This window comes from Streptomyces glomeratus (assembly GCF_021462825.1).
GTDB classification, from domain to species: domain Bacteria; phylum Actinomycetota; class Actinomycetes; order Streptomycetales; family Streptomycetaceae; genus Streptomyces; species Streptomyces glomeratus.
This window is the reverse complement of the sequence record NZ_JAKEEB010000009.1, coordinates 250141-271756: the sequence shown is the minus strand read 5'-3', so window position 1 is coordinate 271756 and position 21616 is coordinate 250141. Positions and strand designations below refer to the sequence as shown.

General features: G+C 71.0%; 21 protein-coding genes. 11 read left to right on the top strand and 10 right to left on the bottom strand.

What is annotated here, in order from left to right:
* Positions 1-8 precede the first annotated feature (8 nt).
* Entirely contained in the window at positions 9-653 is a 645-nt protein-coding gene (locus tag LZ604_RS14040) for a TetR/AcrR family transcriptional regulator (RefSeq protein ID WP_234515402.1), read from the top strand.
* On the opposite strand, the gene LZ604_RS14035 is transcribed toward LZ604_RS14040, so the two are convergent.
* The gene (locus LZ604_RS14035) at positions 643-1269 is read right to left on the bottom strand and encodes an HAD family hydrolase (RefSeq protein WP_234515401.1); all 627 of its coding nucleotides are present in this window, start codon (positions 1267-1269) and stop codon (positions 643-645) included. The two genes, LZ604_RS14040 and LZ604_RS14035, sit on opposite strands and share 11 nt — an antisense overlap.
* A 138-nt stretch (positions 1270-1407) precedes the next feature.
* On the opposite strand from LZ604_RS14035, the gene LZ604_RS14030 reads away from it, so the two are divergent.
* The 7 genes from LZ604_RS14030 (at position 1408) to LZ604_RS14000 (ending at position 8835) form a co-directional block, all read left to right on the top strand.
* Positions 1408-2292, top strand: a complete 885-nt coding sequence (locus tag LZ604_RS14030; protein ID WP_234515489.1) for an alpha/beta fold hydrolase — start codon at positions 1408-1410, stop codon at positions 2290-2292.
* A gap of 4 nt (positions 2293-2296) precedes the next feature.
* Positions 2297-3118, top strand: a complete 822-nt coding sequence (locus tag LZ604_RS14025; protein WP_234515400.1) for an SCO6745 family protein — start codon at positions 2297-2299, stop codon at positions 3116-3118.
* A 181-nt stretch (positions 3119-3299) separates the two neighbouring features.
* On the top strand, positions 3300-4316 hold the full coding sequence (locus LZ604_RS14020) for a GlxA family transcriptional regulator (protein WP_234515399.1): 1017 nt from the start codon (positions 3300-3302) through the stop codon (positions 4314-4316).
* Positions 4313-6121, top strand: coding sequence for a thiamine pyrophosphate-binding protein (locus tag LZ604_RS14015; RefSeq protein ID WP_234515398.1), 1809 nt, complete (start codon positions 4313-4315; stop codon positions 6119-6121). The genes LZ604_RS14020 and LZ604_RS14015 overlap by 4 nt, the downstream gene beginning before the upstream one ends.
* The gene (locus tag LZ604_RS14010; RefSeq protein ID WP_234515397.1) at positions 6093-6746 is read left to right on the top strand and encodes an SRPBCC family protein; all 654 of its coding nucleotides are present in this window, start codon (positions 6093-6095) and stop codon (positions 6744-6746) included. Before LZ604_RS14015 ends, LZ604_RS14010 begins: the two co-directional genes overlap by 29 nt.
* Entirely contained in the window at positions 6743-7765 is a 1023-nt protein-coding gene (locus LZ604_RS14005; RefSeq protein ID WP_234515396.1) for a 3-oxoacyl-ACP synthase III family protein, read from the top strand. The genes LZ604_RS14010 and LZ604_RS14005 overlap by 4 nt, the downstream gene beginning before the upstream one ends.
* On the top strand, positions 7765-8835 hold the full coding sequence (locus LZ604_RS14000; protein ID WP_234515395.1) for a histidinol-phosphate transaminase: 1071 nt from the start codon (positions 7765-7767) through the stop codon (positions 8833-8835). The genes LZ604_RS14005 and LZ604_RS14000 overlap by 1 nt, the downstream gene beginning before the upstream one ends.
* 152 nt (positions 8836-8987) lie before the next feature.
* Here the strand turns inward: LZ604_RS14000 and LZ604_RS13995 are convergent, their stop codons facing one another.
* A complete protein-coding gene (locus LZ604_RS13995; RefSeq protein WP_234515394.1) occupies positions 8988-9701 on the bottom strand; it encodes a DUF4386 domain-containing protein in 714 nt (237 codons plus the stop codon).
* A gap of 77 nt (positions 9702-9778) precedes the next feature.
* Here LZ604_RS13995 and LZ604_RS13990 point away from each other — a divergent pair, with 77 nt between their 5' ends.
* Positions 9779-10537 carry a TetR/AcrR family transcriptional regulator gene (locus tag LZ604_RS13990; protein ID WP_308283581.1) on the top strand — a complete coding sequence of 253 codons (759 nt, stop codon included), beginning with the start codon at positions 9779-9781 and terminating at the stop codon, positions 10535-10537.
* Positions 10538-10616: 79 nt separating this feature from the next.
* On the opposite strand, the gene LZ604_RS13985 is transcribed toward LZ604_RS13990, so the two are convergent.
* From LZ604_RS13985 to LZ604_RS13945, 8 genes are read right to left on the bottom strand one after another with little or no spacing between them, the layout of a single operon-like run.
* Positions 10617-11228 carry a TetR/AcrR family transcriptional regulator gene (locus LZ604_RS13985; protein ID WP_234515393.1) on the bottom strand — a complete coding sequence of 204 codons (612 nt, stop codon included), beginning with the start codon at positions 11226-11228 and terminating at the stop codon, positions 10617-10619.
* A 47-nt stretch (positions 11229-11275) separates the two neighbouring features.
* The gene (locus tag LZ604_RS13980) at positions 11276-12175 is read right to left on the bottom strand and encodes a 3-hydroxybutyryl-CoA dehydrogenase (protein ID WP_234515392.1); all 900 of its coding nucleotides are present in this window, start codon (positions 12173-12175) and stop codon (positions 11276-11278) included.
* 50 nt (positions 12176-12225) lie between these two features.
* Entirely contained in the window at positions 12226-13398 is a 1173-nt protein-coding gene (locus LZ604_RS13975) for an acyl-CoA dehydrogenase family protein (protein ID WP_234515391.1), read from the bottom strand.
* 60 nt (positions 13399-13458) lie between these two features.
* A complete protein-coding gene (locus tag LZ604_RS13970; protein ID WP_234515390.1) occupies positions 13459-14631 on the bottom strand; it encodes an acyl-CoA dehydrogenase family protein in 1173 nt (390 codons plus the stop codon).
* Between the two features lie 38 nt (positions 14632-14669).
* Positions 14670-16724 carry an acetate--CoA ligase family protein gene (locus LZ604_RS13965; protein ID WP_267971331.1) on the bottom strand — a complete coding sequence of 685 codons (2055 nt, stop codon included), beginning with the start codon at positions 16722-16724 and terminating at the stop codon, positions 14670-14672.
* A 1-nt stretch (position 16725) separates the two neighbouring features.
* Positions 16726-16917, bottom strand: coding sequence for a ferredoxin (locus LZ604_RS35710; RefSeq protein WP_267971330.1), 192 nt, complete (start codon positions 16915-16917; stop codon positions 16726-16728).
* Positions 16918-16973: 56 nt separating this feature from the next.
* Positions 16974-18227 carry an NADH-ubiquinone oxidoreductase-F iron-sulfur binding region domain-containing protein gene (locus tag LZ604_RS13950; RefSeq protein WP_234515389.1) on the bottom strand — a complete coding sequence of 418 codons (1254 nt, stop codon included), beginning with the start codon at positions 18225-18227 and terminating at the stop codon, positions 16974-16976.
* Positions 18224-18706, bottom strand: a complete 483-nt coding sequence (locus tag LZ604_RS13945) for a hypothetical protein (RefSeq protein ID WP_234515388.1) — start codon at positions 18704-18706, stop codon at positions 18224-18226. Before LZ604_RS13945 ends, LZ604_RS13950 begins: the two co-directional genes overlap by 4 nt.
* A 415-nt stretch (positions 18707-19121) precedes the next feature.
* Between LZ604_RS13945 and LZ604_RS13940 the strand changes: the two genes are divergently transcribed.
* Positions 19122-20300, top strand: a complete 1179-nt coding sequence (locus LZ604_RS13940) for an aromatic ring-hydroxylating oxygenase subunit alpha (RefSeq protein ID WP_234515387.1) — start codon at positions 19122-19124, stop codon at positions 20298-20300.
* A 283-nt stretch (positions 20301-20583) separates the two neighbouring features.
* On the top strand, positions 20584-21615 hold the full coding sequence (locus LZ604_RS13935; RefSeq protein ID WP_234515386.1) for a polyamine ABC transporter substrate-binding protein: 1032 nt from the start codon (positions 20584-20586) through the stop codon (positions 21613-21615).
* The last annotated feature ends 1 nt before the right edge of the window (position 21616 follow it).

The window sequence follows — 21616 nt, the reverse complement described above, 5'->3', positions numbered from 1 at the left end:
GCGGCGTGATGAGGTCTGCCGGGGCGGCACGTCGGCTGCCGGGCGGACAGGGGGACCCGGGCGTGCCGGAGGGGGACACCGGGCAGAACCGAACGGTCCGGCGTGCCCTGCTGGACGCCGCGCTGGAGGTGTTCACCGAGCGTGGTTACACCGACGCCGGACTCACCGAGATCGCGGCGCGCTCCGGCATCCCGGTGGGCAGCCTCTTCCAGCACTACGGCGGAAAACGCGGGCTCTACCTCGCTCTGTGGGAGGAGTTCCGGGAGGAGCAGGAGCGCCGGACCTCGGCCACACTGGCCGCCGAGCGCAGCCGTGGAGTGGACGACCCCATCGCCCTCTTCGTGGCCGGAGCCAGGGCATACCTGGACGGCGCCTGGGACAACCGGCGGCTCGGCAGTCTCTTCGCACAGGACGACGGCCCCGCGGGTTTCGACGCGCTGCGCCGCCAGTGGGACCGCGCGTGGGTACGGCGGAACGCCCGGCTCCTGGAGGTGGACGAGCGGCGACGTGCCGGCCGGGTGCGGGTGAGCGTGCTGACCACCGTCATCGGAGGGGCGGCGCGCGAGCTGGGTGACTGCGGGGACGAGACGGAGGCCCGGGAGATCGTGGACGAGGTGTGCGGCATCCTGATCCGTCTGTCGGTCAGGCGCTGATCCCGAAGCGTTCGGCGAGTTGGCGGCGGGTGTCGGTGGCGCTGGTGTGCAGGACACCCCCGATTCCGATCCGTGCCGCTCCGTCGAGGTTCTGCTGCAGATCGTCGATCATGACTGCCTCCTCGGGGCGGATGCCGAGGCGTTCACATGCCAGCGCGTAGATCCGCCGGGAGGGCTTGCGGATCCCGACCTCGGCGGAGATGACGACCACATCGGCGACGGCGGTGAGGTCGACGCGGTCGTAGGTTCCGGTACCGAACGCATTGGACACCAGCGCAACGGGGTGGCCGGCGATTCGAAGATCAGCGAGCAGCGCGAGCATGTCCTGGTCGATCGACATTCCCGTTTGCATCCGGGCCGTGAGCCCCTCGGCCGTGACATCGGCGCCGTGGGCCCGGAGACGCTCGGCGAATCCTCGCTCGAAGGCTTCGGTGTCGATACGACCGCACTCGTGGTCGGCCAGGAGGGTGCGTGACGGCTGGTCCCGGCCGAGGAGGTCCAGCGGCAGGCGCGGGTCGACGCCGAGAGAGGCGCCGAAGTCGGTGAAAGCCTGCAACACACTGGAGGTGATGACCCCGCCGAAGTCCACAAGTACCGCGGTTCGCTTCTCTGCCACCAGGTCGGACACGGTATACACGCCTCTCTCTCGGGGTCGGCGCACGGGAATGCCGAGTTCGGGCGACAGGAGTGCTCGCCGCCTTGACAACCCGTTACGCTACCTGAAGGCTACCGACCAGTCGGTATGGGTAGGTGGATCGTGACCAAGCTGAGCATCTCCTCCGCCGCGGGCGTGTTCGACGCGATCGTGGCGGGCCCACCCGAGGGCCGCCCGGTGCTGCTTTTGCACGGCTTCCCGCAGACGGGGCTGGTGTGGCGACGGCAGATCGCGGCGTTGGCCGCGCACGGCTACCGGGTGGTGGCACCCGACCAGCGAGGGTACTCCCCCGGCGCCCGCCCCCAGCGGCCCGAGGACTATCGCATCGGCCTTCTCGTCGACGATGTGGTCGCGATCACCGAGGAGTTGGGCTGGGCGGCGTTCGACCTGGTCGGCCATGACTGGGGAGGCGCGGTGGCCTGGTGGACCGCTCACGCCCACCCCGGCCGCGTACGCACTCTGACAGTTGTCTCGACCCCGCACCCCGGCGCACTGGCCACCGCCCTGCGCACCGACCAGGATCAGCGCAAACGCTCGCACTACATGATCGACTGGCGCGAAGCACCCGCGACCGAAGAACGCATGCTCGCCCACGACGCCCAGGAGCTTCGCGGCCTCTACGCCGGAAAGGTTCCGCAGGACAGCGTGGAGGCCTACGTACGGCACCTGTCCCAGCCGGGCGCTCTCACCGCGGCGCTGAACTGGTACCGGGCCGGCCGTCCGGACGGCGCGATCGGCGTCATCGGCGTGCCCACGCTGTACGTCTGGAGCACCGAAGACATCGCGTTCGGCCCGGCGGCCGCACAGGAGACCCGGCGGTGGGTGGACGGGCCGTACCGGTTCGAGATCCTCCGGGGCGTCAGCCACTGGCTCCCTGAAGAGGCGCCGGAGTCGCTGAGCAGCCTGCTGCTCGAACACCTGCGAGCGCACGGCGAGTACGGAACCGCAGTGAACCCCCTGTCCGCCGACCCCCCGCAGAGGTGACCCCGTGAAGTCAGCGCGCGCGGCCTGGCGCCGCCTCGAGCCCGTGCACGGCATGATCTACTTCGTCCCCGAGGGAAGGCGACGGTACGCGGACCTCGGACTGAACGGACGCGCCGGGTACTTCGCCTCCCGGAGCGCCGCGTTCGGCCGGGCATCCGCCGAGCTGATCATCTCGACCTTCTACAACTTCAACCCCGATGCCGTACGGCAGGCGGTCGACGGAGTCTGGGACGCTACGACACCGCAACAGGTGCTGGACGCGCGGTACGCCGCGGCGGGCGAGGCCCTGCGGCGGGCGGGTATCCACGAGCTTCCCGGCTTGGACGAGGTCCTGGACCTGACCCGCCGGGCCGCCGAGGCCGCCTGCGAACATGCGCAGGGCCGCCCGCTGTTCGCCGCCCATGCCGCACTGCCCTGGCCGGAGGAGCCGGTACTGCGGCTGTGGCACGCCCAGACGCTGCTCCGGGAATTCCGCGGAGACGGCCATGTCGCGTGCCTGCTGAGCGAGGGCGTCGGAGGGCTGGAGGCCCTGATTCTGCACGCCGCCACCGGTGAGGTTCCGGTCGGCTTCCTCAAGGCGAGCCGCGCATGGCCCGAGGAGCAGTGGACCGGCACCCAGGAGCGCCTGCGCGAGCGAGGTCTGCTCGACGGCGACTCCCTCAGCCCGGAGGGCGTACGCCTGCGCGGGCACATCGAGGACCGCACCGACCGCCTGGCCCTTCCCGCCTACGCCGCCCTCGGGGACGTCGGCTGTGAGCGTCTCTGCGAACTCGCGAGCCCCTTCGGCCGCGCCGTCGCCGAAGCCGGCCTTCTCAGACTCGGCTGACCGGGTGCGCCGCGTCTGAGACGAGCCGACCGGCTGTGAGCTGCCTCACCCGGCAGTGTCGGTTCCCGCGCGCAAATCGCCTGGTCGGCGCCCCTCTCCCCCATCCGGCGACCGCCTGTTGGCCGGATACGTCAGTAATCTGTCATTGCAGCCAGTGGGATTCCCGATACAGGCTGTGACCGTGTTAGAGCGACGTGTTGTGGTGGTGGTGTACGCGGGCGCGATGGCGCTGGACATCACCGGTCCGATTGAAGTGTTCGATACCGCAAACCGGCTCCTTCCCCCGTCGGCGGGCCCTTACCGGGTCGAACTGGTCTCCGCCGACGCACCACTGGTGCGCACGAGTTCAGGAGTGAGCGTGGAAGCCTCGCCCCTGGAGGCGGGGCGGGGACCGATCGACACGCTCCTCGTGCCGGGCGGATGGAGTCTCAGCGAGGCGCTCCGGGACCAGACGCTGGTCTCCTGGATCGGCCGGGCGGCGGCCCGGTCGCGCAGGGTCACCTCCGTATGCGGCGGATCGTTTCTGCTGGCCGAGGCGGGCCTTCTGGACGGCAGACGCGCCACCACGCACTGGGCGTACTGCGAGGCGATGGCCCGCCGCTATCCGGACGTGAAGGTGGACGCTGAGCCGATCTTCGTCTGGGACGGCCCCTTCGTGACCTCAGCAGGCGTGTCGACCGGGATCGACATGGCGCTGGCGCTGGTGGAGGCCGACCACGGTGCGGCCCTCGCGCTGGAGACGGCGCGGTTTCTGGTGCTGTTCCTCAAACGGCACGGAGGGCAGTCCCAGTTCAGCGCCGTCCTCGACGCCCAGTTGGCCGATCATCCGCCGATCCGCGCGGCACAGGAGTGGATTCTGGACAATCTGCACAATCCATTATCCGTGGCCGACATCGCCCGGCGGGCCAACATGAGCCCGCGAAACTTCGCCCGCGTCTTCAGGCGCGAAGTGGGCACGACCCCTGGCCAGTACGTCGAGCGGACGCGTATCGCCCGCGCGCGCGAACTGCTGGAAACCACCGATCTGACGATCAGCCAGATAGCGGGCCGCTGCGGATTCGCCGCCCCGGAGACCTTCTTCCGCTCCTTCGGACGGACCCTCGGACTCACCCCGAAGGAGTACCGGCACCGCTTTCAGGTCATCTCGCCCTCCGGTCTCATCGACCGGCACCACGAGACGCACAGGAGTCCCGCATGACCACCACGACCTCCGACCTGCCCGAGGCGGGGACGGTACGCCTGGTCGACTACCTGGCCGGGGAACTCGCCAGGGCGGGCGTCACCCACGTCTTCGGCGTCGGCGGCGCGAACATCGAGGATCTGTATGACGCCGTTCACCGCGGCGGCAGGGTCCGCGGCGTCGTCGCCAAGCACGAGTTCTCCGCCGTCACGATGGCCGACGGATACGCACGAACCACCAGGCGCCTGGGCGTCGTTGCCGCCACCTCGGGCGGAGGGGCGATGAATCTGATACCGGGCCTGGCCGAGGCGTACGCCTCCCGGGTGCCCGTGCTGGCCCTGGTGGGCCAGCCGCCGACCGGCCAGGACGGCCACGGGGCTTTCCAGGACTCCAGTGGCAAGGGTGGTTCCTTCGACGCCCGGGCGGTCTTCACACCGGTCTCCCGGTTCTGCGCCCGGGTCGAGGACGCGGACTCGCTCATGGAGTTGCTGCCCCGGGCGATGGCGGCAGCACAGGGCGAACCGCCGGGTCCGGCGGTGCTGCTGCTGCCCAAGGACGTACAGCAAGCGCAGATCCGGTTACCCGGCCGCGGCCCGGTGCCGGCACCGGGCAGTCCGACGCCGGGCGTGCCGCTTCCGGTGTCGATGCCCACGCCCACGGTGTCGGCGGCACGGCTCGACAGCGCGGCCCTCACCGCCGTGTCGGACACCCTTCGCGGGGCTGACCGCGTCCTCGTCATCGCCGGTGAAGAGGTCGCCGCCGCGGACGCGCGTGCGGAACTGGCCGAACTGGCCCGCCGCCTCGGGGCGTGGGTGGCGGTCACGCCCGACGCCAAGGATGTCTTCGACAACCGTGATCCCCGGTTCGCCGGAGTGGCCGGGGTGATGGGCCATGCCAATGTCGAGACGTGTCTGCGGCGGGCCGACGTGTGCGTGCTGGTCGGTACCCGACTGCCTCTTCTGGCGCGCGGCGGCCTGGACCAGGCCCTGGCCGCCACCGAAGTCGTGTGCCTCGGTCCCGAGCCTCCGTTCGTGCCGGCCGGCACACTGGGCGGAAACCTGCGGGACGCGCTGCGCGCGGTGACCGGCCGACTCCCGCCGCGCTCACGTGCCTGTCCCCGGCACGCCGGTCCCCTCCCCGTAGTGCCGATGCCGAGCCCGGTTTCCCAGGCCCGCGGGCGAACCATCCCCTACGCCCAGGCGGTCGCCGCGGTGGAGGCGGCACTCCCGGGGGACGCGCATGTCTTCGTGGACGCGGGGAACGCAGGGGCCAGCGCGGTCCATCTCCTCCCGGCGCCGCGGCACGGCCGCTTCGTGGTCGCGGTCGGCATGGGCGGCATGGGCTACACCTTCGGTGCCGGCATCGGCGCCGCGCTCGCCACCGGGCGACGCACCTATGTACTCGCCGGCGACGGGTCCTTCTTCATGCACGGGATGGAAGTGCACACGGCCGTGGAGCACGCCGCGCCCGTGACCTTCGTCATCTTCAACAACAACGCCCACGCCATGTGCGCGGTGCGCGAGGAGTTCCTCCAGAACGGCACCCGCGGTGACGACCTGTTCGGCCGGACGGACATCGCCGCCGGGGTGGCCGCTGCCTTCCCGTCCCTCGACGTCACCGGAGCCGATGACCCGGCGCAGTTGCGCAGGGCACTGCTGCGCAGCAACACGAGCACCGGCCCGGCCTTCGTCGCGCTGGACTGCGACCCGGGGGAGATCCCTCCGTTCCTTCCCTTTCAGTCCTTCACCCGAGCCACCGACAGCACCGAACGCCCCCACAGCAAGGAGAATTCAGATGAGCGAGGAGTCGTCCACGTTGGCTGACATCCCCGGCCTGATGCGGTTCGAGAACGCCGGCAAGGAGGAGCTGACCGCCCACTGCATGGAGCTCACCCACGCCGTCTACCCGCACCATCAGGTCTACGGGCGGTACTGCACCATCCACGAGTACGTCGACTGCCCCCCTGAGCTGACCTACGACTACCTGCGCCAAGGCCACCACCTGGAGGAGTGGACCTACAGCCTGCGGAACTTCGCGCCCGCCGGCACGCCGGGGCTGTGGGTGGGGCACGACCTGCTCGAGGAGGACACCCGGATCTACTGCAAGGTCGTCGCCAACCCGGAAGCCATGACCGTGGACTACCACTGCTCCTGGGACCAGGGAGAGCAGCTGTGGATGATCTACCTGATGCGCGTCGTGCCGGCCCGTCTGGTGCTCGACAAGCCGGGATCGGTGATCACCTGGACCAACTGCCGGCACCCCTACTACGACGCCAACCCGCACCCTGAGATGACGCCCCGCCCGGACCGGCCCTGGGTGGGCGACTACTGGGACCTGTTCTACGCGGGGCACACCGTGGAGATGAACAACCTCAAGGCGATCCTGGAACACCGCCACCGCAATGGTCTGCCGGTCGGCGTGGCTCCGGCGACGGCGGTGGCGCGATGACCACGGTCAGTCTCACGGACGTCGCAAGCTATCTCCCCGGTGAGCCGGTACCCGCGGAGTTCTACACCGAGTACCCCGGAGCCGAGGACAAGCTCCGCAACCACCCCATGTTCAAGGTGCCGTCGTCACGGCATCACGTGGCACCGGACGAGACCAACGCGGACATGGTCGAACGAGCGGTACAGCCTCTGATCGAGCGGCACGGCAGGGAAGAGATCCGAGGTGTCGACGTGCTGTTGGTGCACAGCCAGTTGCCGGACCTGCCGTTCGTGGGCGCCGGCACCGAGGTGGCACGCCGGCTGGGCCTGAACCCGGAGTGGCTCGTGGACGTGGCCAACGCCGGCTGTGCGTCCTTCGTGTACATGCTGAAGCTGGCCCGGCAGATCCTCACCACCACCGATGCGAAGACGGCGCTGATCTGCAATGCGCAGAGCGCCGCCGGTCAGTGCTTCACCCAGTCCGAGGTGCGCGGGCTCGCCCAGGCCGCGATTCCGGGCGACGGTTGCGGCGTGGGATATGTGACGACGTCGGCCGGCACGCCGGTTCTCGACGTGGAGACCCGGCACATCGGCGAGTACGCGGGGGACATGACCGTGGCGGTCGACGACGGCCGCAAGTACTGGGAGCCGGGAAAGTCCCAGCTGCGGATCGGATTCACCGACTCCAGCCTCGCCAAGGTCCTCGCACGCGGAAACCGGCTCGTCCCCGAGGTGGTCACGGACCTGTGCCGGCGGATCGGCGTGGCAACCACCGACATCGACGTCCTGATCACCAACCAGCCCAACCGCACCTTCCTGCGGAACTGGCGAGAGGCGTTGCAACTGCCGGCCGAACGGCACCTGAACACCTTCGAGCAGTACGGGAATCTGTTCGGAGCGGCGATCCCGATCACCCTGGACCGCGCCATCCGGTCACGGCAGGTCGAGGACGGCGACCTGGTGGTGCTCGGGGGTTTCGCCCACGCGGGCGACTTCGCCGGTGCCGTCGCCGTCCGCTGGCAGGGCGGCGGGGATGCCTGATGGGCGTCCCCGTGCTGCACCGGCTGGCCCTCAACGAGAGCCCGTACCCTCCGCTGCCCTCGGTGCGGAAGGCGATGCAACAGGCCGTCGCACAGGCTCACCGGTACCCCCAGTTCTATCCCGACGACCTCACCGAGCGGATCGCCGCATGGTGCCGGATGGCCCCGGACCACGTCGTGGTGGGCAGCGGATCGGTGGGCGTGGCGCTGCAGTTGCTTCAGGCGGTCGTCGAACGCGGCGATGCGATGGTCTACGCCTGGCGGACCTTCGACGCGTATCCGCTGCTGGCCGCCATGGTCGGCGCCCGGCCCGTTCCCGTACCCCTGTCCCCGGACGGACACCAGGATCTGGGCGCCCTGCTCGCGGCGCTCGACGACCGTACCCGGGTTGTGGTGCTGTGCAATCCGCACAACCCCACGGGAAGCCTCGTCACCGCGGACGATCTGTCGGCGTTCCTGCGACTGGTGCCCCGGCATGTCACCGTGCTCCTCGACGAGGCGTACGTGGAGTTCGCCCGCGGCGCCGACCTGCCGGATACGCCCGCGCTCCTGCGCGCACACCCCAACCTGCTGGTCCTGCGTACCTTCTCCAAGGCCTACGGCCTCGCCGCCCTGCGGGTCGGCTACGGACTGGGCGCCTGCGACCTGGTGGCGCGGATCCGTCGGCAACAGCTGCCCTTCGGGATCAACGCGGTGGCAGCGGCGGCGGTGGAGGCCTCACTGCGGGCCGACAGCGAGTTGCGCTTACGTGTGGACACCCTCGTCGCCGAACGCGAACGGCTCCGGCACGCCCTGCTCGACCTCGGCTGGCACGTACGCCCGGGCCACGCCAATTCCGTTTGGCTCGCCGCCCCCGATCCGATCGACGAGGGCGCCGCGGCACTCACCGACGCCGGTGTCCAGACGCGCCACTACCCCGGCGAGGGACTCCGGCTCACCGTCGGCAGCCACGAGGCCAACGACGCCGTGCTCGCCGCGCTGGCGGGAGTGAGGCGATACGAGGCGCCGGGCGGACGTGCGTCGACGGCACGCCGGACGGGATGCCCGCCCCGTACCTCCGTGGCCCGGTGAGCGCACAGCGGCCTGGTGGGTGTGCCGTCGCCCGCACGGCGGCTGCCGGTCCGGCCCGGCGTCCTCGAGGTCGCCCGCCCGGGTTCTGAGGCAGGCGGAGCAGTTCGGCGCATGTGTGGTCGCCCCGCCGGGGCGACCACACGCGAGTCCGACTACAACGTCGACGGCTGCGGGTGGGTCGGGGACGGGGCCGGGACGGGGTGGGCCGCGACCGGGGCCCGGAAGCCCTTGATGAGCATGACCAGGGCGAGGCAGACCTCCCAGGCGAACACGGGGACGGCCGCGAGCGCGGCCCAGACCGAGATCTGGTCGATGAGGCCGAACATCTGAGCAGCTCCCGAGGCGAAGACCAGCGGACCGCCGATGAGTCCCAGCACGGGGATGAACCGGGGCACGAGCCGGGACCGGTACAGCAAGTGGGCCAGGAGCACGGTGTTGGTTCCGCACACCAGACTCGGACCCACCAAGAAGGTCCAGTTGTGGAGGGCGACCATCGCCTGCCCGAGAGGGACGGCGCCCGAATGGGGGGCGAGATCGCGGCGGAGGGTCACCAGGGCGAGCATCGGTACCACGCCGACGGCGACGACGCCCGCTTCCAGGGTGCGCAGCCCGACATAGCCGAGCGCCACTGCTTCGCTCGTGCGCTTGACGACGGGAAACAGCGTGACGGCGGTGCCGACGATCGACAGCGCCAGCACCACCTCGAGAAAGGCCCCGAGGATCACCGGCGCCTGTGCTCCCGAGCCGGTGATGAAGCGGGGGTGGTCGAGGGCCGGCCCGTACAGGACCAGTGCCGTCACCGATGTGATGTGGGTGACGAGGAACAGGACACCGGCGACGGCGGCGCTTCTTCGAGTGGATGTCATGGCGACCTCTCGACGGTGGGCGAAGGTGTACGGCGTACACCTCCGGAGCCAGCGAGGCTAGGTGTACGCTGTACACCGTGTCAAGCGACCGAGCGCCCCGCCCCGCACCGGCCCAGTCGGACGCCACTGCCGAAGCCGCCCGGCCGGCCGGCCGGGCACGACTCAGCCGGGGCCTCGTCCTGCGCACCGCGGTCGCGCTCGCCGACAGATCCGGCATCGACGCGGTGAGCATGCGCCGGCTGGCGCAGGAGCTCGGGGTGGTGCCGATGGCGCTCTACAAGCACGTGGCGAACAAGGAGGAGCTGTTCGACGGCATGGTCGACGTCGTCATCGGGGAGATCGCCCCGCCCTGCGAGGACTCCGGCTGGAAACAGGCGGTCCGACGACGCGTCCTCTCAGCGCGGCAGACCCTGCTCCGTCATCCATGGGCGCCGCAGGTGATCGAGTCCAGGACCGCCCCCTCACCGGCGGTCCTGGACCATATGAACTCCCTCATCGGCACCTTCCGCGCCGGGGGACTCTCCGCCGACCTCACACACCACGCGATGCACGCGCTCGGCAGCAGGATGTGGGGCTTCACCCAGGAGGTGTTCCCCACCGCTCCGCCGCCCGCCGATCCGGAACTGCGCGAGATCGTGTTCCGCGACCTCGCCGTGCGCTACCCGCACATCGTCGAGATCGCCACCGCGGGCGCCCACGACCCCGGCTCCGTCGTCGGCAGCACCTGCGACGACCAGTTCGAGTTCGAGTTCGCCCTCGACCTCCTCCTCGACGGAGTCGATCGGCTCCACCAGCGGTCCTGGAGCTCCGCGCAGGCGCGCGACCGTGACGGGTGAACCGCGAACCCGAATTCACGGGTGGTCATGGTGCCGGTGGACCACTGTGGCCACCCGCCGCATCCGGTAGCCGCCGTCGTCAGCCCGTCGGCACGGTGCCAGGCAGGCCGAGCGCGGCGGACACATGGCGCCAGATGGAGGTGAGCGCGCCGTCCAGCGTGACCGTGGGATCGCGCAGCATCAGGCGGATGCCGTAGCCGTCGCTCAGGGACAGCACAAGCGTGCAGAGGTCGTCCACGTCGGTCGGCGTGAACTCGCCGGACGCGATGCCACGGCGTACCGCGTCGGCCACCCAGGCGTGCAGCTGCGCGTACAGGTCCACGGCATAGGCCCGGGTGGCCTCGTCGCGCAGCGCCCGGACCCACAGTTCCTGCCAGAGCCGCCAGTCCTGGTGCAGTTCCGGATCGGTCGGCAGCAGGTTGCGTACGATGCGGGCCAGGATGACGGCCGCAGGAGCCTCCCCCGCGTCGCGTTCCACGTCGACGGCGGTGTTGGCGAAGGAGTGGGTCATCGCCTCGGTGAACAGCTTCTCGCGCGTGTCGAAGTGGTAGTGGAGCAGCGCCGTGGACACGCCGGCCCGCTCGGCGACCATGCGCATCCGGATCTTCTCGAAGCCGATCTCGGCGATGACCTCGCACGCCGCGGTCAGGATGCGCTCGCGCGTGTCAGCCGTGCGCACCTTGGTCGACACCCTACGGCTCCCCTCGTTCGGTGGTCGTACGCCATGGCCATTTTCCCTCACGGCCGGCCCAGCGGTATCGCCGCCCCGGGACGGGGCTTTGCGTACGTGTGGAAGCCGCGCCCCGACTTCCGTCCCAGCAGGCCCGCCTCCACCATGCGGGACAGCAAGGGCGGTGGTGAGTACAGCGGCTCGCGGAACTCCGCATAGAGCGACTCGGCGATGGCGCGCGTGGTGTCCAGGCCGATCAGGTCCGTCAGGGCCAGCGGGCCGAGAGGGTGCGCACAGCCGAGGACCATGCCCCGGTCGATGTCCTCGACGGTCGCGCTGCCCGACTCCACCATGCGGATGGCGGCCAGAAGGTACGGGACGAGCAGCGCGTTGACGATGAATCCGGCCTTGTCCTGGGTCCGGACGACCTCCTTGCCGAGGGTGCCCGTCACGAAGTCCTCGGCCCGTGCCGCGGTCTCGGCCGAGGTGAGAAGCGACGGGACGAGTTCGACGAGCCGCAGGACCGGTACCGGGTTGAAGAAGTGCACGCCGACGACGTGGTCGGGGCGGCTGGTCGCGGTGGCCAGCCGGATGACCGGGATGGAGGACGTGTTGGTCGCGAGGATGGCGTCGTCGCCGGTGATCACGGAGTCGAGGCGGGTGAAGACGTCGAGTTTGAGGTCCTCGTCCTCCGCCACCGCCTCGATGACCAGGTCGTGGCCCTCCAGGGCCTCGATCTGGTCGACCACCGTGATCAGGGCCGTGGCCGCCTCGCGCCGCTCGGCGCTGAGCCTGCCGTGCGCGGCGGCCCGGTCGAGTGAGCGGGTGATGCGCCACAGGCCCGCCCGGGCCGCCTCGGCGTCGCGTTCGACGACCGTCACCGGCACGTCGGCACGCGCACAGACCTCGGCGATGCCGGCCCCCATCAGGCCGCAGCCGACGATTCCCACGCGCTCGATGTCGGTCATCCGTCTTCCCTTTCCCGTCCGGGCTGTCTCGGGCCGCCTGGTCCGGCGGATCAACCGACCGGCAGGTCCAGAACGCCCGTGCCCCGCTTGATGAGTTCGTTGGCGATGATCAGCCGCTGGATCTCGGAGGTGCCCTCCCAGATCCGGTCGACGCGCAGTTCGCGGTAGAGCCGCTCGACGGCGTACGAGCGGTCGTAGCCGCGCCCGCCGTGGATCTGCACACAGCGGTCGATCACGCGGCCCGAGGCCTCGCTCGCCGAGAGTTTGGCGATGGCCGCCTTGGCGTGCAGCCTCTTGCGGTCCTCGACCGAGGCCTGGTCGATCTCCCAGGCGACCTGGTGGGTGTAGGCCCGGTTGACGGCGATGTCCACGGCGCAGTCGGCGAGCATGCCCTGGATCAGCTGGTACGAGGCGATCGGGGCGCCGAACTGCTCGCGCTCCACCGCCCAGTCACGGGCCAGCTCCAGTGCCCGTTCGGCCGCGCCGATGGTCCGGGCCGCGATCATCAGGCGCTCCTCGGTGAACCAGGAACGGGTGATGTCGTAGCCCTCGCCGATGCCGCCGAGCACGGCGTCGTCGCTCACCTGGACGTCGGTGAAGGTGAACTCGGGGTGCTCGTAGACGAAGGTGTGCATGAAGCGCGGCACGCGTGTCATCTCGATACCGGGGGTGTCCTTGTCGACGAGGAACAGCGTCGGTGCGCGCTCCGGGCCGGCCGCGGCGAGCACGATCACGAAGTCGGCGTGGTCGCCGACGGTCACGAACCACTTCTCGCCGTTGAGCACCCAGCCCCGGTCGTTCTTCGTGGCCGTGGTGGCCGGGTTCTGCGGGTCCGATCCCGCGCCGGGCTCGGTGACGGCGTAGCAGTCGCGCCGCTCGCCCCTGATGACCGGGACGAGGAAGCGCTCGCGCTGCTCGGGGGTGCAGAACCTGAGCGCGTTGGCGGGCCGCCACACCATGTCCCACAGGGCGCCGGTGAGCCGCCCCAGCTCCTCCTGCACGGTGACCTGCTCGGCGATGGTGAGTCCGGCGCCGCCCCATTCGGCCGGCATGTTGACCGCCTGGAGGCCGGACTCGAGCACCGCGTCACGGATCTTCGCGTGGACGTCGGAGGGCAGGCCGTTGTTCTCCTCGCACTGCATCTCGTAGGCGGCGATGAAGTCGGTGAGGGCACGTGCGTCGGCCTTGAGCCGTGCCTGGCGCGGGGTGAGGCGGAAGTCCATGGATGTCCTCGCTGTTCGGTGCGGGTTCGGGGGTTCCCGGCGGGAGTTGGTGGCGGGGGTTCAGTGCGTCGGCAGGGCCAGCGCGCGGGTGCCGCGCTTGATGAGCTCGTTGGCGATGATCAGGCGCTGGATCTCGGAGGTGCCCTCCCAGATCCGGTCCACGCGCAGCTCGCGGTACATGCGCTCGACGGGGAAGGTGCGGTCGTAGCCGCGTCCGCCGAAGATCTGCAGACAGCGGTCCGCGACCCGGCCGGCGGCCTCGCTGGCGGCGAGCTTGGCGGTGGAGGCCTTGGCGTGCAGCGTCTTGCGGTCGGTGTCCGGCTGATCCGCCTCCCAGGCGACCTGGTGGGTGTACGCGCGGTTGACGGCGATGTCCACGGCGCAGTCGGCGAGCATGCCCTGGATCAGCTGGTACGAGGCGATCGGGGCGCCGAACTGCTTGCGCTCCACGGCCCAGTCACGGGCGAGTTGCAGGGCGCGCTCGGCCGCACCGACCGTGCGTGCCGCGATCATCAGGCGTTCGTCGGTGAACCACTCCTTGGTGAGCTCATAACCGTTGCCGACTCCGCCGAGCACGTCCTCGTCCGCCACGAACACGTCGGTGAAGGTGAACTCGGGGTGCCCGTTGACGGCGGAGTGCATGAAGTGCGGGACCCGTGTCATCTCGACGCCCGGCGCGGTCCTGTCCACGAAGAACAGCGTTGGCAGCCGGTCGGGTCCCGCGTCGGCCTGCACCAGCAGGAAGTCGGCGATGTCGCCGCAGGTGACGAACCACTTCTCCCCGTTGAGCAGCCAGCCTCCCTCGGTGCGGGTGGCGGTGGAGGTGCCGGAGGACGGGTCCGAGCCCGCGCCCGGCTCGGTGACGGCGAACGCGTCGAACTTCTCCGCGCGGATCACGGGCAGCAGGTACTTCTCGCGCTGCCGCTCGTCGCCGTACGCGAGGACGTTGGCGGGCCGCCAGGGGATGTCCCACAGGCAGTTGGTGACCTTGCCGAACTCCTCCTCGACGATGACCTGGTCGAGGAGGCTCAGACCGGCTCCGCCCCACTCGGCCGGCATGTTGATGGCGTAGACGCCGGCCTCCATCGCGGCCCGGGTCAGTTCGGCGACGAGCTGCTGCGGCAGGGGCCCGCCGGCCTGCTCGGACTGGTCCTCGTAACGCATCAGCAGCCGGGCGTACTCGGCGGCGCGACGCTTCAGGTCGGCCTGCTCGGGGGTGTAGCGCATGTCCATGGGGGCCTCTTCGGTCGGGGGAACGGCGTGCGGCTGGGTCAGGCGAGTACGGCGCGGGAGTCGAGGGCGAGGACGCCGCGGGGGCGTACGAGAAGGGGGTTGACCTCCAGCTCGGCGATCTCCGGGTGGGCGGCGGCGAACGCCGTGATCGTCTCGACGGCCGCGGCCGCCGCGGCGACGTCGACGGGCGGCTTGCCGCGCACCCCGTCGAGGAGGGCGGCGGTGCGCAGTCCGCGCAGCAGGTTCAGGGCGCGGTCGGCGGGCACGGGTGCCAGGGTGAAGGCGACGTCGTGCAGTGCCTCGGCCAGCACTCCGCCCAGGCCGACCATGGCGACGGGGCCGAAGTGCGGGTCCCGGTTGACGCCGACGATCAGCTCGATGCCGTCGGTCAGGTCCGCCATGGCTTCCACCGAGTAGGAGGGGGCGCCGAGCCGCGCGTGCATCTCGCGGAAGGCGGTGAGCAGTTCGCCGGGTCCGGCCAGGCCGAGTGCCACTCCGCCCGCGTCGGACTTGTGCAGCAGATGGAGGGCCTTGAGGACATAGGGCCCGGTGAACTCCTCCGTCACGGCCAGCAGTCCGGCCTCGTCGTGGATCTCGCACGCGACGGGGAAGGCGAGTCCTGCCTCTTCGAGGGCCCTGCGCGTCTCCATGTAGCCGCTCTCGCCCAAGGGGAGTGCGGGCCTCGGGAGAGGCAGGACGCCGGCGCGCGGTGTGCCGGGTGCCGTCGCCGCGAGGGCGCGGGCGGCGTCCTCGGTGGCGGCGAAGACCGGGATGCCGGCCGCGGCGAGGGTGCGGCAGCTCGGGGATTCGGGATACATGGACTGCACCACCAGCGGCTTCGCCGTGGCGCGGTGCCGGCCGGCGATGAGCCGCGCGGCCGCCTGCTCCCCGTCCGCGAGCACCGTGCCTCCGCCGCCGAGCCCGCCCTCGGCTGCCGCATAGCCGCCGAAGTAGCCGGTCATCAGGACGGCGTCGACCTCCTCGGCCGCAAGCAGTGCGTCGACGGTCTTCACGTAGGAGCCGGGGTCCTGCTCGCCCATCCCGGCGAGGTCCACCGGGTTGGCGACGGCCGACTGCTCCCACAGGGCCTCGCGCAGGTGCTGCCGGGTGGGCTCCCGGAGTTCGGGCACGGTCAGACCGGCCGCCTCCACGCAGTCGGCGGCGATGACACCGTGGCCGCCGCCGTCCGTCAGCACGGCGACCCGTCGGCCGGCCGCCCGGCGTCCACCGTTCAACGCGGCCAGCCCGACGGCCAGTTCGCGGGGGGTGGCGACGAGTTCCACACCTGCGTCTCGGCAGGCCGCGGTCACCACGTCGGCGGAGGTCGTCAGCGCCCCGGTGTGCGACTGGGCGCTGCGCGCCGAGGCGTCGCCGCGTCCGGCGGTGAGCAGTACCACGGGTTTCCCGGCCTCGGCGGCCGCCTCGGCGAAGGCGCGGCCGTCGGCGAAGTCCTCGGCGTAGACGGCGATGGCCCGGGTGCCCTCGTGCCGGGCGCAGTCGGCGAGCAGGTCGACGAGGGTGACGTCGGCCTGGTTGCCGAGCGAGACGAAGCGGGAGAAGCCGAGTCCGTGCGAGGCGAAGCGGAGCTGGAGTTCGAGGGCGAGGTTGCCGCTCTGGCTGAGCAGCGCGATGCCGCCGGGCGTGAAGGTGTCGGAGGCCAGGAAGAGGTCGGTGGTGTTGTCGGCGATCCCCAGACAGTTGGGCCCGACCATCACGGCACCGGCCGCGCGCACCCGCTCGGCGACGGCGTGCTGGCGTGCCCGCCCCGCGTCACCGGTCTCGGCGAAGCCGGCGGTGATGGCGACGATCGCCCGGGCACCGCACCGCAGGGCCTCGTCGACGGCGTCCTCGAAGCCGGCGGCGGGCACGGAGACCACGGCCAGATCGACGGGCTCGCCGATCGCGGTGAGGCTGGGGGCGGCGGTTCGGCCGAGGACCGTGCCGCCGCGCCGGTTGACCAGGTGCACGGGCCGGCGGCCGTCGGCGCGGATGGCCTGGGCGGCGATGGCGTGGCCGTATTTGGCGGGGTCGTCGCTGGCTCCGACGACGGCGACGGACACGGGGTCGAAGAGTGCCGACAGATCGCGTCCCATGTCACTTCACCAGCCGCAGAGCGGAGTTGGGGCAGGCGGCGACGGCGGCAGCGGCGGCTTCCTCGCCGTCCTGCGGGACGGCGCTCTCGCGCACCTGCGCATATCCCCAATCGTCCAGTTCGATCAGCTCGGGCGCGGGTTCCTGGCACAGGCCGTAGCCCTGGCAGCGGGTGGAGTCCAGCAGGAGTTTCATGGTGCGGTCCTTTCGGTGCGCTGGGTGAGGGTGCGGGGCGAAGGCCGGGCCTCGGGTCAGGGGACCGGAACCGTGAATCGGCGCCCGTCCTCCGGTGTCCCGCCTTGACAGGCGGCGCAGACGGAGCCGCTGTGGGCGTGGACGCGGTCCGGGAAGTGGGCGAGAAGGGTGCCGACGACGCGGGCGGCGGCGTCGAGCAGCCCGCAGGCCCCGCGACCGGGCAGTTGCCGGGACCAGCGGTGCAGCTTGTCGGCCGTGTCGCCGCCGGCCTCGCCGCGTGCGACGGCCGTGAGGGTTCCGGCCAGCGCCCGGGTGCCGGCGACGCAGACACCGCACTGCCGGGCGCTCTGCGCCGCGAGATAGGCGGCGGCTTCGGTGGCGACGGCGACCGGGCAGTCCCGGGGGTGCAGGAAATGCAGCGCTCCACAGCCGAGGGCGGCGCCGGCCGTGTTCAGGCGGTCGTGGTCGAGCGGCAGGTCCGTCCAGCCGTGGCCGTACAGGCCACCGAACAGGCCGCCCAGCAGGACCGCCCCGGCTCTGCCGTGCCCGCACAGGTCGGCGAGGACCTTCAGATGCGTACCGGCGGGCACCTCCACCAGGGCGGCGGCGCCATCGCCACCCGAGAGGGTCACCAGATGGGTACCGGCAATGGCAGCGGCGGCGTCGGGACGCGAGTACATCACCGCGACACGGGCCAACGTCTCGGCGTTGGCGACGAGGGTGGGGGCGCCACCCACACCGCTCTGGAACGGGCGCGGGGGTTTCGCCGTGGGGAGTGCCGGGCCGCCCTCGATACGTCGTACGACCGCGGTCTCCTCCCCCGCCACGTAGGTGTGCTCCGCGCGGACGACGTCGATGCGCAGATGGGGGGGACACTCGGCCAGTGCCCGGCACACGGCCCGCTCGGCGTGGGCGTCGGAGAGATACACAAAGCCGCGCTCGGCACCGGTCATGGCCGCGGCCAGCCGGATGCCGTCCAGCACGACGTGCGGCCGGTGACGCAGCAGCCACCGGTCCTTCACCGACCCCGGTTCGCCCTCCTCGCCGTTGGCCACGACCACGGGCGGGCCGGGTGCGTCGCGGACGGCGCGGAGCTTGACCGCGGCGGGGAATCCGGCCCCGCCGCGGCCGCGCAGGCCCGCCGCGGCGATCCGGTCGAGCAACCGGTCGGTCACGGTCAGTGGCGCGTAACCGCCGGCGGCCAGATAGGTGGAGATGTCCTCTGTGCCGCCGGGCATCCGGGCACCGGAGAGCAGCGGGTCGAGGAGGCCGGGCCGACCTTCGGGGAGGAGGGAGAAGACGCCGGTCATGCGGTGCTCCTGGGCTCGGAGTGGCCGAAGGGGGGCTGGAGGCAACAGGGGTCCGAAGGCCCAGAGGGGCCGAAGGGGCCTGAGGGATCGGTGCCGTTACGGGATCTCAGCCGCGCCAACGCCCCTTCCAGATCCCGCCGCTGTGTGGCCGTTCGTGCATAGCCCGCCCCGGGCAGGCCGATCAGCATGCGGTGGTGATCGAGGACGACCTCGCCGGCCACCAGCGCCGCCCGTGGGTCGGCGGTGGCGGATCCCGCGGCGGCCTCGACGACCAGGTCGGTGACTTCCCGCAGGTAGCGCAGCCAGCCGCGCTGGGTGCCGCGCAGCACCAGCCGTTCGACGCGGTGCCGCTCGGCGGCGACGAGGGCGGCCGGCGGGCGGGCGTCGGCCGGGGCCCGCAGGGCGGCCACCGCGGTGGGCAGTTCCTGTTCGGGCTCCGGTGTGAGGCCGAGCCATACGAGACTTCGGCGAGCGCTCATGCGTGCCTCCGGGTTCGCACCGTTTCCGGGTCGTGGCCCGGGGAACGGGGGTGGCGCGGCAATGACGTGGTGGGGATGCTCCGGTGCCGTGACGCGCGGTGCGAGGAGCTGTGTGGGTGTCCGGATCCGGACGCCCGGTGTGACGCGGACGGTGATCCGCGGGCTTGCGGCGTACGTCGGGGGGCTTGCGGCATACGTCTGGGAATCCGTCTGCGGGACCCGGGCCATCCGCCTGCCACGACACTAACTAACTAATTAGTCAGCTCACAAGTCTTGACTTGCCCCGGCAGCGAGCCCACTCTGACTAACCAATTAGTCAGCCGGATGCGCGGCAGGTCCGGGTAGTCGCACCTGCCGCCTTTCCGGGCACAGCCTCACCGCCCATCGCCGCCGCCGCGGCGCGGAGGAGGACCGTATGCACCCCCCGACCACCCGGGCAGCCGGCGTCGTCGCCCCTGTTCCGCCGGGGCCGCCCCTCGAACGCCCCGGGGAAGCGCTTCCGGCGCGCTACTACACGGATCCGGCCATCTCCGAGGCCGAGACGGAACGCATCTTCGCCAAGTCCTGGCAGCTCGTCTGCCACGAATCCGATCTCCCCGGCCCCGGCGCACGGCTGACCGCCACCGTCGCCGGCCGGGAGGTGCTCGTCGTCCGCACCGAGGACGGCGGCCTCGCCGCCCACCTCAACGTCTGCCGGCATCGCGGCACCCGCCTGGTCAGTGCCCCCGAACCGTCGGGCAAGGCGATCCGCTGCCCGTACCACGGCTGGACCTACAAACTGGACGGACGGCTGGTCGGCGCCCCCGAGGCGCGCCGGATCCCCTGCCTCGACAAGCCCCGGCTCGGCCTGTTCCCGGTCAATGTGGAGTCGTTCCTCGGCTTCGTCTTCGCCAACCTCGACATGGAGGCCACTCCGCTCGCCGAGAGCTGCGCCGGGCTCGCCGAGGCCGTCGGCCGCTATGCCGGGCCCGGCCTCGTGCCCGTCGGCAAGCACCGTATCCACGACCTGTCCGGCGGCGAGGAGCAGAACGCCAACTGGAAGGTGATCGTCGACAACTACCTCGAGGGCTACCACGTCCCCGTGGCCCACCCCGCGCTCATGCGTCTTCTCGACTACCAGGCGTACACGGTGGACGTGCGGGAGAACTACGTACTGTTCGAGTCCCCGCTGCGCGACAAGCCCTCCTCCAACTGGACCGAGCGGCTCTACCAGCGGCTGGCGACCCCGATGCCGGGCCTGACCGAAGCCGACCGGCGCGTGTGGCGCTACGCCGTGATCTACCCGAACACGCTCATCGACTTCTACCCTGACCACGTGCTCGCGTGGACCGCCCTGCCCACCGCCCAGGACCGGGCGGCGATCCCCGGCGCTTTCTACACCCGGCACGGGGAGAGCGTCCGCACCCGGCTGGCCCGGCGGCTGAACATCCACATCGGCTGGGTCACCAACGACGAGGACGCCGAACTCGTGGAGCGTGTCCAGGCCGGCCTGCGTACGCCCGGCTTCGAGCCGGGTCCGCTGTCGCAGCGCGAGGCCGCCGTCGGCTGGTTCGCCCGCCGGGTCCGGGACGACCTGGCAGGGGACGCATCGTGACGCCCGCCGGCCAGGCGGCCTCGCCGCGCCCGCACGCCGTACGCCTCCCGTCGTCCTTATCCGGCACCCGCTGACCCACGACGCACGCACCCTCCCCAGACCGGTCTTCACTACGGAGTCAGGGCCTCCGTGAGCCGACCAGCCGGTCCCGCCCTGGAGTTGCGCCGTTCCTCGACGGAGAGGACGTCCGATGTGCCCCGAAGTACTCCCACCGACCCGACGCGCCGCACTGCGAGCGGGTGCCTGCGGCCTGCTCGGCGCCGCAGTCGGTGGCTGCGGCTTCATGCCCCCCAAAACGCCCGACGCCCAGCAGCTCGCCTCGGTCCGGGCGCGCGTCGACGGTGACCTCGTCTACTTCAACTGGGCCGACTTCGTCGACCCGTCCGTTTTCAAGGGATTTCAGAAGGAGTACGGCGTCAAGGTCATCCAGTCGAACTTCGACTCGATGGAAGGCATGGTCGCCAAGCTCAACGCGGGCAACCGCTACGACATCATCTTCCCCACCGCCAAGTGGGCCCAGCGTCTGGTCCGCGGCGGCCGGCTGCGCCGTATCGACCACTCGCAGCTCAGCAACGCGCACGCCATATTCGGCAGGTACGCCTATTTCGCCGACCCCTGGTACGACCCCGGCTCCGCGCACACCGTTCCCTTCACCGCCTACAAGACCGGCATCGGCTGGCGCCGGGACAAGATCGGCGAGCTGACCGGATCCTGGAAGGACCTGTGGAACGACAAGGCCAAGGGCAAGGTCTTCCTGCTCGACGACCGGGACGAGGTGCTCGGCATGGGCGCCCTCGAGCTCGGCCTGAAGGTCAGTACGGGTGACAGGGACGACCTCGACCGCATCACCTCCCTGCTGGGCACCCTGCGACCGCGGCTGCGCGGCTTCTCCAGCGACAGCTACAACAACCTCCTCAACGGCAACGCGGTCATGACGCAGGCCTGGAGCGGTGACATGGCCGCCATGCTCAACCAGGCCAAAGACCCCTCCGTGTTCGGCTTCGAGGCCCCCAGGGAGGGCACTCCGATCAACTCCGACTGCTACGCCATCCCCTGGAACGCCCCGCACCCGGGCACCGCGATGCTGTTCATCGACTACATGCTGCGGCCGGAGAACGTGAAGAAGAACATCGAGTACATCGGCTACCCGATGCCGGTGGCCGGCTCCGAAAAGGTCTACGCCGAGCTGGTCAAGCCCTTCCCCGAGTGCCTCGTCACCGAGGACGACCTGAAGGCGGACCTGTTCTTCCGCAACGGCAGCCGCGCCGCGGAGGATGCCCGCGACACCGCCTGGACCCATGTGAAGGCGGGCTGAC

Excerpts from the sequence above, each read along its gene's own strand:
- LZ604_RS13940 (WP_234515387.1), top strand. The coding sequence starts at position 19,122 with ATGCACCCCCCGACCACCCGGGCAGCCGGCGTCGTCGCCCCTGTTCCG.
- LZ604_RS14040 (WP_234515402.1), top strand. The coding sequence starts at position 9 with ATGAGGTCTGCCGGGGCGGCACGTCGGCTGCCGGGCGGACAGGGGGAC.
- LZ604_RS13995 (WP_234515394.1), bottom strand. The coding sequence starts at position 9,701 with ATGACATCCACTCGAAGAAGCGCCGCCGTCGCCGGTGTCCTGTTCCTC.
- LZ604_RS13970 (WP_234515390.1), bottom strand. The coding sequence starts at position 14,631 with ATGGACATGCGCTACACCCCCGAGCAGGCCGACCTGAAGCGTCGCGCC.
- LZ604_RS13945 (WP_234515388.1), bottom strand. The coding sequence starts at position 18,706 with ATGAGCGCTCGCCGAAGTCTCGTATGGCTCGGCCTCACACCGGAGCCC.
- LZ604_RS35710 (WP_267971330.1), bottom strand. The coding sequence starts at position 16,917 with ATGAAACTCCTGCTGGACTCCACCCGCTGCCAGGGCTACGGCCTGTGC.
- LZ604_RS13975 (WP_234515391.1), bottom strand. The coding sequence starts at position 13,398 with ATGGACTTCCGCCTCACCCCGCGCCAGGCACGGCTCAAGGCCGACGCA.
- LZ604_RS14010 (WP_234515397.1), top strand. The coding sequence starts at position 6,093 with ATGAGCGAGGAGTCGTCCACGTTGGCTGACATCCCCGGCCTGATGCGG.
- LZ604_RS13980 (WP_234515392.1), bottom strand. The coding sequence starts at position 12,175 with ATGACCGACATCGAGCGCGTGGGAATCGTCGGCTGCGGCCTGATGGGG.
- LZ604_RS14000 (WP_234515395.1), top strand. The coding sequence starts at position 7,765 with ATGGGCGTCCCCGTGCTGCACCGGCTGGCCCTCAACGAGAGCCCGTAC.
- LZ604_RS14015 (WP_234515398.1), top strand. The coding sequence starts at position 4,313 with ATGACCACCACGACCTCCGACCTGCCCGAGGCGGGGACGGTACGCCTG.
- LZ604_RS13950 (WP_234515389.1), bottom strand. The coding sequence starts at position 18,227 with ATGACCGGCGTCTTCTCCCTCCTCCCCGAAGGTCGGCCCGGCCTCCTC.
- LZ604_RS14005 (WP_234515396.1), top strand. The coding sequence starts at position 6,743 with ATGACCACGGTCAGTCTCACGGACGTCGCAAGCTATCTCCCCGGTGAG.
- LZ604_RS13935 (WP_234515386.1), top strand. The coding sequence starts at position 20,584 with ATGCCCCCCAAAACGCCCGACGCCCAGCAGCTCGCCTCGGTCCGGGCG.
- LZ604_RS13965 (WP_267971331.1), bottom strand. The coding sequence starts at position 16,724 with ATGGGACGCGATCTGTCGGCACTCTTCGACCCCGTGTCCGTCGCCGTC.